Here is a 13,770-nt window from a genome sequence, read left to right as displayed (position 1 = left end):
CAGGTGACTGCGCTTTTTAGATCGATCGGCTGGTCCCATTCCCACTCCATCATGCAGCGCCTTTCAGCGACTGCGGACAGAAGCATGACCTCGGCGACAGGATGTAGGGAAATTGGGGTTGACCCAGGACGGCCCGTTACAGAAGAACCGTCCAGTTTCCACCTAACCAAGGCGGCCGCGTTTCCATTTCACATCAAGCGAGGACTCGCTTCGCCTCGATCGTGAACCCGGTATGGACATGGCTTGGGATAAGAATCTGAAAAATCAGACCGCTCGGCGCGTTGTCTGCGAGAGACACGGTGCCGTGATGTGCATGCACGATATCGGCGACGATTGAAAGTCCGAGCCCGAAACCTTCCTGCCCTTGGGTCCGCGCGTCGTCTCCCTTGAAGAACGGCTCGAAAACCCGCGTTCTCAGGTGTTTTGGAATTCCGGGTCCGTTATCGGTGACAAAGATCTCGCAGCCGGCTTTGCCGTTTCGCAGACTGACAATGACCTCAGTCGCGCACTTGACGCTGTTGTCGCAAAGGTTGGTCACAGCGCGCATAATGGCCAGTGGTTTGCAACCGATGATCAACCGATCAGGTCCCTCGAACCGGACCCGGAAGCCGACATCGCTGAACTCCGCGCAAACGGTCCGCAGCAGGCTGGCAACATCTGCACGTTGTATTGGTTCGGTCGCATAGTCCTCCCTGAGATATTTCAGAACTTCGTTCAAGAGGCTCTCGATGCGCATGACGTCGGACAACAGTCCCTCGCGCACCGGGCCTTCCTCCATGCGTTCGGCGCGAAGCCGTAACCGAGTCAACGGGGTTCGAAGATCATGGCCAATGCCCCGCAGCATTCGTGTCCTTGATTCAACCATCACCCGTATCCGGCTTCGCATCGCGTTGAGAGCATGGGCGAGCGCAACGATCTCGACAGATCCACGTTCTTCGAAAATCTCCGTGCTGTTTGAAATGTCCAAACGGGTGGCCGTTTCGGAAATCCGCTTAATTGGCTCGGTTATGACGCGAACGGCAAATATAAAGAAGAACGCGATCAGAACGACGATGGCGACAGAATAATATGGGCCCTCGTTCAGAATCGAACTGTTCAGGATCGTATCCGGAAAACCAGAGAGGATAAGGAGCGTGGCGTCATCGACCTTTGATGCAATCACTCTCTCCCCGTTCCAGAAAGTACGCCAACCTCCCACGGGCGGGAGGATGTGATCATTCGGAAAGAGCCAGTCGATGGCCATCGCCAGCGCTCCGACAGGTTCCGGCGGTCCGGTGAAGGTCTCGCTGACTGAAAGGGGTTCCAGCGAGAAATGCCAGCCAGCAGCGCGCGATGACGAAAGAATTGCTTGGCGTGTGCCGGGTGTCGAATTTTTCAGGAGTTCCGCCATCGTCTCAACGCGCATGGCGATATCTTCCATGTCCGGCGCGGCATTCCTTGCCCACTGCTCCAGTACTCTACCTGCGATGCCGACAACGATCAGCGCCAGGACAATGATGAGCGTGATCTGGCCTCTTATCGTCTTGGGCAAGAAGCGCTTCGGCCTCATAGTTCCTCGACATTCGCGGTAAACATGTAGCCACCGAGACGTATGGTCTTGATAATAACGGGGTTGCGGACATCGTGCTCGATCTTTTGCCTCAATCGACTGATGTGAACATCAATGCTGCGCTCGATTGGACCGGCCAAACCAGCATGGGTTAGCCCCAAAAGTTCCTCGCGCGTCAGAACGCGCCCCGGGTTTCGGCAAAAAGCAAGCAGGATATCGAACTCATGCGTCGTCAAGCCGACGCGTGCGTTGGTTGGATCGTAGAGCTGTCGTCGAATGGGATCCACGAACCATCCATCAAAACGCAGTTGCCTTTGTCTCGGCTCCTTTAGCGAAGGCAAGGCCGCGCGCCGCAGCAGACCGCGTATCCGCGCGATGAGCTCCCGCACGCTGAAAGGTTTCGTGACATAGTCATCGGCGCCAATCTCGAGACCGACGATCCTGTCAATTTCCGCATCGGCCGCTGTCAGCATGAGGATGGGAATATTCGTCGTAACCCTTAGCCGCCGGCACAGACTCAGTCCGCTTTCGCCAGGCAGCATGACGTCAAGGATCACCAAGTCGAAATTGGATGCCCGCATGCGCGCATCCATTTCAACGCCGTCTTGAGCGATCTCTGCGATCATCCCGCTTTCGTTAAGGCTGTCGTGCAGCATGGCGGCGATCGGTCCGTCGTCTTCGACGATCAGAATACGAGAAACGTCCGACAAGCCTCGGCTCCCTTCACCATCTGCACTTTGTCCATTTTGAATAACACGGCGGCTTATATTCTTTGGCTGCGGCAATATTAACTTTTGTTTCAGATCGCGCCGCCTTCAGGACTGCTCGAAACAAAACTTTGTACGAGCCAACATTCTGACGGTCCGCGTTGTGACACAAGAGAGTCAGCGAAACCGCCTCGGGCGGGGGTGCCCCGGCACAGACCTCTGTGGCTCGAGTTCAGGTCTTTGCCAAGCGAAAGCAGCACCCAAACTGCACAGCGCAACATCGGAGTAGAAGCCGTTATGAAGAAGCTGATCGCAAATCCCGTAGAGCAACTTGTGATGGGACGCCGCAACTTTCTAAGTGGCGCGGCTGTACTTGGTGTTGGTGCCGGATTGTCTGCGCCCGCCATTGGCTCCCGCGCCGCCGCGACAGAGATTTCGGACATCGCGCTACGAGACCGGGACCTGCCGTTTATTGGCACGGAGGAGACCTTTGCCACCGACGAATTGATAGCGCTGAACGCGATTAACGATGAACACGTAGAGTACCTCAAGGAAACTGGTCTTGCCGAACTCGGCCGTGGCCGCATCGGGGCAATGGATGAGGCGGGGATCAATGTTCAAATCCTCTCCGCACATACACCAGGTGTACAAAATGTCCCAGGTCAGGAGGGCATCGATTTTGCCTATCGTCTCAACAAGCTGATTGTCGATGGGCCGATGACCACCTATCCGGGACGATTTCAGGGATTTGCAACCTTGCCGTTGCAGAGTCCGGAGGCCTCAGCGGACGAACTGGAACGCGCTGTTCGGGAAGATGGTTTGCTGGGAGCCCTGACCAATGGATTCATTGGCAAAAAATTCCTCGACCACCCCGATTTTGAGCCCGTTCTGGCGCGTGCCGAAGCACTTGGTGTGCCGATATACCTGCATCCAGGTTTCCCACCTGAGGACGTCTTCGATATTTACTACCGCACCATACGGCCAGGGTATGATCAGGAATACCAAAACTACATTTTCAGCGGTTCAGGATATGGATGGCACCAGGAGGTGCTTACTCAATGCCTTCGGCTTATCATGACTGGGGTGTTCGACAGGTTCCCTAGACTGCAGATGATCATCGGCCACATGGGAGAAGGCCTTCCGTTTTACTACGAGCGCATCGCGGAGGATTTGGGCGAGGCGACAGAAGGTTCACTCAATAAGCCTATCGAGCAATACTTCAATGACAATTTTTGGTACACGACCAGCGCATTCTTCCAGGATGAACTTCTTCAACTTTTGCTGAGGTACATCAGTGTGGATCGAGTGATGTTTGGAACCGATTACCCGTTTGCAGACATGAAGAAAGGAACCGACTGGTTTCGGGCAGTGAATCTGCCCCGTGAAGCTAAGGAAAAAATTGCGTTCCGAAACGCGGAGAAGCTGTTCGGCATAAAGGTCTGACGCATCGGCACCAGATCGAATGATGCCGATAGGGTTTTCGGGTCGACGGGGCACAACCGGATCACTTTGGCTGTATCTTGAGGGTACAGCCAAAGGACGCCAATCAGACCGCTTGCCCTTTTGCCAGGCGGTGAGTTTGGTAATCTTGTGTACCTCATGTGTCCTCTTAAGCTTCTTCCCATGCTATTTTTGGGAAGGAGAAACGCGCCATGGCACGGTATCATCAAGGACTGCATGCGCGACCGGGCGCGCGATCTCATCACATAGGAGCTCGGGCCGCGCACCGATCAAGACATCCGCCGGACCCTCGAACGTCAGATCGACGCCGAGCGCTGGACCGATCTCGACCGTCGGCTCGCGCGTGATGCCCATCGCACCAGCATGATCGACACCGCGCCTTGTACCGACCGTCAGCCTGACGAACTCGACACGCTGAAGGTCGGACTGCTGCGCTGGAGAGCCTTGGTCTTACGCAGCAAATTGCGCCTGACCGATGGACGTTCTCGGACCATGCGGAAGCGACGCTCCGCGAACTGGGTGAGCGTGGCGACATCATCAAGCGCATCCATCGCAGCCTGACCGAGCGCAGCATTGAGCGAGGCGTCGCGAGCTATGTGCTCGCCTCCGAAGGCCTCGCCGATCCGGTCATCGGCCGCCTTGTCGCCCGCGGCCTCGACGAGGAACTGAAGGGCACGGCCGTTCAACCGCGCCAACAGCGGCGAGTACGTTGCCGACACCTATCGCCAGCGCTTTATACTCGCCTCCGGCCGCTTCGCCATGATCGACGACGGCTTCGGCTTTCCCATTTTGTCGTCGAAGCACCGATCAGCCCACCGCGCCAGCGACTGATCGACGGCATACGGCGATTCTAACATTGGACGTAGCATAGCTATCTCCGCGACCTCGGACGTTGGGTGATATTCCTTTGGCGTTCACCAGAAGCCACTGTCGCCGACGATCTGCGCCGTTCCAGATTGCGCGGCAGAAGGACGGCGTTCCTGCGCCGACCATAAGCCACATCCGCAACATCCGTGCGAAATTCGCCGCGGCCGGCCACGACAGCGTCGTCGAGACGCTGCACGTGGTCGGCTTCCGGCTCGTCTTCGCTCACGATATCGTCCGGCGAGGTCGCTGAATCGCTGCTATCCCGCTGCCACGTTAATCGATGCCGGTGGTCGCAGGCAGCTGGATCATCTCGTCGATCGTCACCGTGGCGGTATGGCGGAGGTCGCCCAATGCCGACGAGTTTCCCACGTACAGCGTATAGTCGCCCTCGGACACCTGCCAACTCCGGCTCGCCTCATCCCAGTGGGCGAGGTCGCGCGGATCGATGGCCATCGCCACGCGCTTCGCCTCACCAGGCTTCAATTCCGCCTTGATGAAACCGCGTAACGCGAGAGCTGGGCCGCCGACGCTGTCCGGCATACCGACATAGAGCTGCACGACTTGCGAGCCCTCATTTTCGCCGGTGTTGCTGACGGTGATGCTCACCGCGACATTGCCTGGCCCGCCGGGCAGAGCCGCGACCTGCAGGTCGGAGAGTTCGAAGTCGGCATAGGAAAGGCCGTAGCCGAAGGCAAAGAGCGGTTCGACGCCTTGGTCGACATACCACTTGTAGCCGACATTGACCCCCTCGCGCAGTTCGACCTCCAGATCGACGCCAGGATAGAGCTTAGGATCGGTTCCAACGGGCGATTGATCTTGCGCGGCGGGAAAGGTGATCGGCAGGCGGCCGGAAGGATCGACGTCACCCCAAAGCAGCGCGGCGAGCGCCGTTCCGCCCTCCTGGCCCGGATACCAGCTCTCCAGCACCGCCTCTACGTCTTCTATCCACGGCATCAGCACGGCGGTTCCGGTGTTGAGAACCACGATGGTATGCTTGTTGGCGGCGCTGACCGCCCGGATGAGCCGGTCCTGATTGCCCGGCAGGTTCATATTCGGCTGATCGAAGCTCTCCTGGCTCCAGGCATTGGCGACGACGATGGCGATGTCGGCCTGCGCAGCCACGGCAACCGCGGTCGCAATGCCGGACTCGACCACGCCTTGCGGCGGTTCCCAGCCGAGCCGGATCATGCTTTTTGGATTGACGGCCGCGCTGATCTTCAAGGCGAGCGACTGGCCTTCGTCCAGGGTCGCGGTCCAGGAGGCATTGCCGACCTGGCCTTCGGCCGGCGTCTGAAGGTCGGCGACAGTTTCGCCATCAATCGCGACGCTAGCCGCGCCGGAATTGAGAATGGAGAAGGTGTATTCGCCGCTGCCGGGTGCCGTGAAGGTTCCGGTCCACTCAGCGCTTACGGTCCCCTCCGGCGGCAGATTTCGCCCCTGCGGGTAGAGCAAGGTATTGTCGAGCACGCCGCCGCGCCAATCGTGGTTGAGAGCCGTGTCGATGCCGGTTTCAAGCGGTGTCGATCGATCGTCGCCGAAATAGCGCACGTCGAGGCCGGAGCGGCCGTCCGCCGCCGTGAGCGTCTCGTCCGGGACCGGCGAAAGGCCGGGCACGAGACTGTTGAACGGCGTTATCGGGTCGACACCTTCGGCATACTCAACGGTGACGCCGTCACCGGCGCGTTTGGTAATACCGTCGAGCACGGTGACGATGCGGTCGGCATGGACGCCGGCGCTGAGGCCGCCCGTCGTCAACGGGTAGCTTTGCGCACCGGGGCCGATCACGGCGATCGTCTGGATCGATTGGCCCAGCGGCAGGATGCCGTGTTCGTTCTTCAACAAGACGGCGCTCGCTTCGGCCACGTCGAGGGCGGTCTGCTGGTGTTCGGGCGTGGTGACCACCGCTTCCGGGTTGCCGGTCAGCGGATGATCGACAAGACCGGCGGCGAAGAGCGAACGAAGGTTGCGGAACGCCATCTCGTCGATCCGGGCTTGCGTCACCTTGCCTTCGGCCAGCGCCTGCCGCAGCGGATCGGCAAAAGCGTCGGGTTTCGGGATCTCGAGGTCGAGGCCGGCGTTGACGACCTGGTCGACGCTCATGCCGGTACGCAGATGAGCACCCCAGTCGTTGCCGACGGCACCATTGAAGCCCCAGTCGTGCTTCAGCACGTCGTTGAGCAGCCACGGGTTGCCGCAGGACGGAGAGCCGTTGATCCTGGAGTAGGAGCACATGATGGCGCCGGGCTCGGCGTTTTTCACCACCATCTCGAACGGCATCAGGTAGACCTCGCGCAAGGCTCGCTCGCTGCCGGTCACGCTGAGCTTGAGTCGGTCGATCTGCTGCGTGTAGGCCGCGTAGTGCTTGGTCAGCGAGATGACGTCGTTCGACTGGATGCCGCGCACGGTCTGCGTCGCCAGTGTCCCGGTGAGGTAGGGCTCTTCGCCATAGGATTCATAGGTGCGCCCGCCAAAGGGGTGGCGGGACGGATCAAGCGTCGGGGCGCCAACCATTGCGGTTCCCTTGCCGCGGATTTCGGCGCCGATGACCGAGCCGTAGCGATAGGCGAGATCGGGATCGAAGGTCGCGCCCAAGGCGATCGGGGCCGGTAGTTGCGTAACGCCGTGAGCCCCCTGATTGACGCCGCCGGGACCGCCTTGCTGATAGATTCCCGGAATGCAGAGGCGGGGAATGCCGACCACCGGGCGCTGGGCGGTGATGACGGCAAACTTTTCATCCTGCGTCATCTGAGCCAAGACCTGCGCCGCCTTGACGGCGGCCGACGCCGTGGAACCGACCCACGGGCAATCCGTCTCGCCGCTTGCCGCGGCCTCTTTGGTCTGGGCCGCCGCCGGGTGGCCGGCGACACCGACGGGCGCACAGATGGCGATGCTCGCGGCCAACATCCGCGACATTTTCGATCGTTTCATTGCTTCTCCTCCCTGCTTCGGTTCCATCGAAGATCACGTTCGCCACGCGCTATGGGGCCAATGGCCGGCCCTCCAAACGCGGCCGCATCGCCTCCGAAGCGGACGGCGAGGGCTTTGGCGGGGCCACAAGCGCGGCCGGGCGAAGCGGAAACTGCGGGATGCGACGGAGCCCGCGGCAATGCATGGCCCGCCGGCAGCGGCATGCCATCCTGTTCAACCATTGTGGATTGACCGCCCGAAATCCTACGACCTCCGCTTGATCGGGCGCATCTGCAGGAGAAATAATCGCCGGGCCTTACGATAAGAGGAAATACATGATGGTAAACTGCCGATAACTTCGAGCTATCGGCTTGCGACCACTTTTCCCTGACTATGAGGCAGCGACTTCAGCAATCCGCTCCGCACCGCCGCAATCGGCTTCGAATGGAGCAGGTAGGACTTGCACAGCAACTCGATATCGATCGTCCAGAAATCGTGGCGGACCGATAGGCGGTCGAGCCCTTCACGCTGCGCCCGCGGCAGGATCAGCGAACTGACGATCGCATAATAGTCGGTCTGGGCAAGGATCTCGAACATGACGAACAGCGAGGTGGTCTGCAGGATCGGCCGCATTGCCTGGGCGAACGGGCCGAGGGCGCGGAGCGACTTCTTCTCGAACTCACGGTCTTCGAAAAAGCCGACGCGCTCGAACCGAACGAGATCCTCCAGGCCAACGTCGGCCTGCCTGCCGAGCGGGTGCCCTTTACGGCCGACCACGATCATGTCGCTCTCGGCGACTGGCACGCCGACATACTTCTCCGGGAGGGGCTGTTCGGGCAGCGCAGTGACTGCGAGATCCAGATGGTCGCGGGTCAGGCCGTCGACGAGTTGGCTGGAGATGCCGGTTTCTACCGTCACCTCCATCGTCGGAAACTGCTGGTGTATGTCGACGAGCACCGCTGGAAACAGACTCGTCGCCAGCACCGGGCCGATCCCGATCCGGACTTTGCCGCCAAACTGACCGTGGATGTTGCCGATGTCCATCGAGGCGAAGCGCGCTTCCTGCTCGATGGCGCACGCATAGCGGTGCAGCGCATCGCCGGCTTCGGTGGGCTGCAGACCCTTATGCGTGCGCACGAATAATTCCACACCCAGGTCCTGTTCCAAAAGCCTGAGGCTCTTGGTCAGGGCCGGCTGGCTGATGGCCTTCGTTTCCGCCGCCGCGTGCATGTTGCGGGCGTCGTAGAGAGCCAGGAAGTTCTCGAGATGGCGAGACACGAGAAGGCGCATTCGATAACCTTTGGAAATCGCTTCGGCACGTTTATCTATTATCGCTTATCGTTTTGCCATGCCAGGGTGGCCTCGCTGGGAGGCATTATGCGCACCATTTTCGTTCTTTTCGATTCTCTCAACCGCAGCGCCGTCGGCGCCTACGGCAGCGATGCGGTTAAGACCCCGAACTTCGACCGTTTTGCCGGGCGCGCCGTGACCTTCGACCGCCACTACGTCGGTTCCATGCCTTGCATTCCAGCGCGGCGCGACATGCACACCGGGCGGCTGAACTTCATGCACCGCTCCTGGGGGCCGATGGAGCCCTACGACAATTCCTTCGCCGAGATCCTGAGGCAGAACGGCGTCTACACGCACCTCGTCTCCGATCATCTCCACTATTTCGAGGACGGCGGGCACGGCTTTCATACCAAGTTCTCGAGCTATGACTTCATCCGTGGCCAGGAGTACGATCCCTGGGTGGCGATGGTCGAGCCGCCGATCGAGCGCCTCCGGCAGCGTTTCGACGAGCGCCACTATGGCGCCGGGACCCGGTCGAAGCAGCTACAGCATGCGATCAACCGTGACGTCATGCCCGAGGAGAAGGATTTCCCCGGTCCGCGTTGCTTCGCCTCGGCCTTCGACTTCCTCGACCGCAACCGAGCGGCCGACGACTGGTTCCTGATGCTGGAATGCTTCGATCCGCACGAGCCGTTCCATGCGCCCGAGCGATTCAAGGCCGCCTACCAAACCGGCTACAACGGCAAGGTGCTCGACTGGCCGCACTATCAGCGCGTTGTCGAGAGCCCCGAGGAGATCGCCGAAATCCGCGCCAACTATGCGGCGCTGGTGGCCATGTGCGACGTCTATTTCGGACGTCTGCTCGATTACCTCGACCGCCACGATATGTGGAAGGACACCTGCGTGGTGCTGTCCACGGACCACGGTTTCCTGCTCTCCGAGCATGGTTGGTGGGGCAAGTGCCGGATGCCCTACTACGAGGAGATCTCGCACATTCCGTTGATGATCCATCATCCCGATCATGCCGACCAGGCGGGGACGCGGCGCCGCGGCGTGACGCAGACCACGGATCTCATGCCCACCTTCCTCGGCATCCATGGATGTGCGGTGCCCGAGGAGGTGCGCAGCCACAGCCTGCTGCCGATGCTCGGCGACGCGGAGCAGACGGAGCGGACGTCCGCCGTCTTCGGCATCTTCTCGGGGCCCATCGGCGTGACCGATGGCGAATGGGTCCTCTACCACTACCCGCCCGACATCAGGCAGGAAGGGCTGGTCGAATACACGCTGGTCCCGAACCACATGACGGCGCCGTTCACCATAGAAGAGCTTCGCACGGCTCGTCTTGCGCCGCCATTCGATTTCACCAAGGGCGCGCCACTGCTCGGCATCGATGCGCTAAAGGACGCCAAGCGTGTCCCCAACAACGACGGCATCAGCTTCGAAGATCCGGGAACCCAGCTCTACCATCTGGGGCGCGATCCGGCGCAGGAACATCCGATCGAGGACGAAGCCGTCAGCCAGAGGCTCTATCGCGGGATGCTCCGCGAGCTGCGGGCGCACGACTCTCCAGCTGAAATCTACGACTGGTACGGTCTCAGCTGAAACGTTCAACAAGGGAGGTAATTCATGCAATTCGTACTGAAGTCTGCGGTCCTTGCGGCCGTCTGCTTGGCCTTTGCCGGCACGGCGCACGCGGAGTTTCCCGAGCGCAACATCGAAGACGTCTATCCCTGGGCACCGGGCGCGACCATGGCGGTCAGCCAGATTATTGCGGATGCGATGGGCCAGGAACTCGGCGTCAACATCTCCGTGGTGTCCACCCCGGGCGCTTTCGGAACCAAGGCCTTCCTGACGGCGATGGACAAGCCGGCCGACGGCTATGCGATCATCGACGGCTATGTCGCGCCGCTCGTGCAGCAGCCAATGCAGGGGGCGGTCGACTACACCTACAAGGACTTCATTCCGCTCTGGTCGGCCACCTCGAACAGCTTCGCCATCGGCATCCGCAGCGACGAGACGCGGTTCACCGACTTTCCGTCGCTGATCGCCTATATCAAGGCCCATCCGGGCGAACTGCGCTACACTGCGGGTGTTGCCGAGACCCTGCCCCACATGGTGGCCGCCAACGTCCTGCAGGCCGAAGACGCGGTCGCCCAGGTGGTTCCCTACCCGGAGATCGACGTCGGCGCCAAGGATCTGGAGGGCGGGATCCTCGACTTCATGGTGCTCAATCCCGGTGTCTACAAGACGCACAAGGACAGCATCAAGCCGGTCGCCGTGCTGTCGGAACTGGAGCGCGCCTCCGAAACCTACGGCGGAGCCCCGCGAGTGCAGGATTTCGATATCGAGATCGGCATGACGGGACTGGCCCCAATGGGCTGGAACTGGTGGGTCGTGAAGAAGGGCACCCCCGACGACGTCGTCGCCAAGCTCCGCGACGCGATGGGCAAGGCGCTCCAGCGCGAGGAGGTGCAGCAGAAGATCACCGATATGGGCTTCGTGCCGCTCGGCTACGGCCCGGATCAGTACGACGAGGTGGTCGGTCCGGTCGCAGACGGACTGAAGAGCGGCCTGGCCGCGATCGCGTGGGAAAAGGAGCAGCTCGGCAAGCTGCAATAGGCGTGATCGATCGATGGGTGGCCGCCGTCGCGGCGGCCACTTCCGGGGGAACCATGCACAAGTTTCGAGACTATGCGTACGACTGGATCGCCTGGGCAATCTATGCCGCGGTGACGGCGACGGTCTTCTGGCAGTGCGCCACCTCGTTGACCGATCAGGGGGTGGCCGGCGGCGGAGCCATGCAGAACGCCGCCTTCTTCCCGCGGGTCGTCGCCGCGATCATGGCGTTTCTTCTGGTCGTTTCCGCGATGCGGCTTCTCGCGGGACGCATACGGGTGACGTCGCCTTTTGCGGTGGCCGACGGCACACGCCTGGCGGTGATCGCCGCCATCCTGTTCGTCGCCTATCTTCTGGTCCTGCCCTATGCCGGGTTCCATCTGGCGACGCCGCTGCTCTGCTTCGTCCTCTTCGCCTTGCTCGGAATCCGGCTGGTGCCCGCCTTCGTCGGCGGGGTCGTCCTGTCGCTGGCGATCGCCTTCATTTTCGAGGCGCTGCTCAACGTGATTCTCCCGGTCGGTGTCTTCAACATCGCGCTTTTCAACTGACGGCCTAAAGATGTTCGAACTGCTGCGTGAAGGACTGCCGCTTTTCCTGTCCCCGATCTCGGTGGTGCTGACGACGGCCGGGATCGTCGCCGGGCTGGTGATCGGCGTGCTGCCGGGGCTGGGGCCGTTGATGGGCATCGTGCTGATGCTCCCGGTCGCCTTCCATCTGCCGCCCATCGCCGCCATGGGCATGTTGATCGCCATCTATATCGGCGGCTCGGCGGGCGGTTCGATCTCCGCCATTCTGCTGCGCATTCCCGGTACGCCGCTCGCCGCCGCCACCCTCTTCGACGGCTATCCCATGGCGCAGAAGGGCAGAGCCCAGGATGCCGTCGGACTGGCGATTACCGCATCGGCGCTCGGCGGACTACTGGGCGGCATCGTGCTGGTCTTCTTTTCGCCGCTGCTCGCCGCATTCGCGCTGCGGTTCGCGCCGCCCGAATATTCCGGCATGGCGCTGCTGGGCATCCTGACCATCGCCCTGGTCTCGGAAGGATCGGCGATCAAGGGTCTGCTGATGGGCGGATTCGGGCTGGTGCTCGCGATGGTCGGCACGGACGAGTTCACCAATGCCTACCGCTTCACCTTCGGCAACTTTAATTTGTCCAGCGGCCCGAACCTCGTCGCCTTGGTGGTCGGTCTGTTTGCGCTGTCGGAGGTCTTCATGCAGATCGAATCCGGCGGCTTTCTGGTCCGTCCCCAGGTGCAACGGCTGCGGGTCTCGTTTCATGCGCTGCGCTTGATCCTCCATCACAAGGTGAACCTCGTGCGCTCGGCGATGATTGGCACCTTGTTCGGTGCCGTGCCCGGCGCCGGCGGCGACATCAGTGCCTTCATTTCGTACGCGACAGCCCGCAAGCTGGCCAAGCCGGAGGAGGGTTATGGCGAGGGCGCCGAGGGCGGTGTCGTGGCGACGGAGGCGGCCAACAACGGCTGCTGCGGCGGCGCGCTCATCCCCACGCTGTCGCTCGGCATCCCCGGCGACGGATCCAACGCCGTCCTGATGGGAGCCTTGTTTCTTCTGGGCTTCTTTCCTGGGCCCGAACTCTTCCGGTTCCATCCCGAGATCGCCGGCGGCATCTTCATCGCCTATCTGATGGGCAACGTCATCCTCCTGGTGCTCGGCACGGTGCTGGCTCCGTTGTTCGGTTCGGTGCTCAAGGTGCCTAAAGCCTGGCTACTGCCGGGGGTGCTGATGCTGTCCACCCTCGGTGTCTTCGCCCTGCAGAATTCCATTTTCGACCTTTGGGTCATGCTGACCTTCGGCGCCTTCGGCTACGTCATGCGCCGCGCCCATTTCCCGCTCGCCCCGCTGATCATCGGCTTTATCCTTGGCGGCGTGCTGGAAAGCAATTTCCGGCGTTCGCTGATCCTGTCGCGCGACGGCATGATGATCTTCGTCGAGCGACCGATCAGCGCCGTGATCATCACAATCGACATCCTGCTCCTGATCGCCATCGTCGTGTCGACGGTCCGGGCGTCCCGGAAGATGCAGCCCGAGGAGGTACCGTCCGAAGCGTAGATGCGCCGCCGAATCATCCACCGGCCGACAACGGTATCTGCGTCGGGCCACCGCCTGTTGGCTGCGCGCCGCGCCAGAACCGTCCGATCGGCGCCGCTTGTGGGCCAGCCCTTTTCCTTCCCCTGTCTGCGAGCTCGCCTCGGCACGAGAGCAACCACGCCGTGACTCTGTACCTCCCGATCGCCGAGATGTCGGTGAATGTTTTTGTGATCGTCGGGATGGGGGCGGCGGTCGGCTTTTTGTCGGGGATGTTCGGGGTGGGCGGCGGCTTTCTGATCACGCCGCTGCTGATCTTCTACAACA

9 protein-coding genes and 2 pseudogenes are annotated in these 13,770 nt (G+C 61.3%); 7 read left to right on the top strand and 4 right to left on the bottom strand.

Annotated elements, in window-relative coordinates:
• Nucleotides 1-193: 193 nt before the first annotated feature.
• Together SMD10_RS23580 and SMD10_RS23575 are read right to left on the bottom strand one after the other, a co-directional pair.
• Entirely contained in the window at nt 194-1,549 is a 1,356-nt protein-coding gene (locus SMD10_RS23580; protein WP_331688193.1) for an ATP-binding protein, read from the bottom strand.
• On the bottom strand, nt 1,546-2,259 hold the full coding sequence (locus SMD10_RS23575) for a response regulator transcription factor (protein ID WP_331688192.1): 714 nt from the start codon (nt 2,257-2,259) through the stop codon (nt 1,546-1,548). Before SMD10_RS23575 ends, SMD10_RS23580 begins: the two co-directional genes overlap by 4 nt.
• Before the next feature lie 294 nt (nt 2,260-2,553).
• On the opposite strand from SMD10_RS23575, the gene SMD10_RS23570 reads away from it, so the two are divergent.
• Nucleotides 2,554-3,699, top strand: coding sequence for an amidohydrolase family protein (locus SMD10_RS23570; RefSeq protein WP_331688191.1), 1,146 nt, complete (start codon nt 2,554-2,556; stop codon nt 3,697-3,699).
• A gap of 222 nt (nt 3,700-3,921) precedes the next feature.
• Nucleotides 3,922-4,397: pseudogene (locus SMD10_RS23565) on the top strand (DUF3363 domain-containing protein); the annotation flags it as partial.
• A gap of 460 nt (nt 4,398-4,857) precedes the next feature.
• Here SMD10_RS23565 and SMD10_RS23560 read toward each other — a convergent pair.
• The gene (locus tag SMD10_RS23560) at nt 4,858-7,512 is read right to left on the bottom strand and encodes a glycoside hydrolase family 3 C-terminal domain-containing protein (RefSeq protein ID WP_331688190.1); all 2,655 of its coding nucleotides are present in this window, start codon (nt 7,510-7,512) and stop codon (nt 4,858-4,860) included.
• A 342-nt stretch (nt 7,513-7,854) separates the two neighbouring features.
• The gene (locus SMD10_RS23555; RefSeq protein WP_331688189.1) at nt 7,855-8,781 is read right to left on the bottom strand and encodes a LysR family transcriptional regulator; all 927 of its coding nucleotides are present in this window, start codon (nt 8,779-8,781) and stop codon (nt 7,855-7,857) included.
• An 87-nt stretch (nt 8,782-8,868) separates the two neighbouring features.
• Between SMD10_RS23555 and SMD10_RS23550 the strand changes: the two genes are divergently transcribed.
• From SMD10_RS23550 to SMD10_RS23530, 5 genes and pseudogenes are all read left to right on the top strand, one after another.
• Nucleotides 8,869-10,383 carry a sulfatase gene (locus SMD10_RS23550; RefSeq protein WP_331688188.1) on the top strand — a complete coding sequence of 505 codons (1,515 nt, stop codon included), beginning with the start codon at nt 8,869-8,871 and terminating at the stop codon, nt 10,381-10,383.
• A 24-nt stretch (nt 10,384-10,407) separates the two neighbouring features.
• Nucleotides 10,408-11,400: a Bug family tripartite tricarboxylate transporter substrate binding protein gene (locus SMD10_RS23545; RefSeq protein ID WP_331688187.1), complete on the top strand. Its 993-nt coding sequence runs from the start codon at nt 10,408-10,410 to the stop codon at nt 11,398-11,400.
• A gap of 53 nt (nt 11,401-11,453) precedes the next feature.
• The gene (locus SMD10_RS23540; protein ID WP_331688186.1) at nt 11,454-11,945 is read left to right on the top strand and encodes a tripartite tricarboxylate transporter TctB family protein; all 492 of its coding nucleotides are present in this window, start codon (nt 11,454-11,456) and stop codon (nt 11,943-11,945) included.
• Between the two features lie 10 nt (nt 11,946-11,955).
• Nucleotides 11,956-13,467 carry a tripartite tricarboxylate transporter permease gene (locus SMD10_RS23535; protein WP_331688185.1) on the top strand — a complete coding sequence of 504 codons (1,512 nt, stop codon included), beginning with the start codon at nt 11,956-11,958 and terminating at the stop codon, nt 13,465-13,467.
• A gap of 161 nt (nt 13,468-13,628) precedes the next feature.
• Nucleotides 13,629-13,770 (top strand): annotated as a pseudogene (locus SMD10_RS23530) (sulfite exporter TauE/SafE family protein); the annotation flags it as partial.

This window comes from Consotaella aegiceratis, assembly GCF_036541425.1.
Taxonomy (GTDB): Bacteria; Pseudomonadota; Alphaproteobacteria; order Rhizobiales; family Rhizobiaceae; genus Consotaella; species Consotaella aegiceratis.
This window is presented reverse-complemented; position numbering and strand designations above follow the sequence as displayed.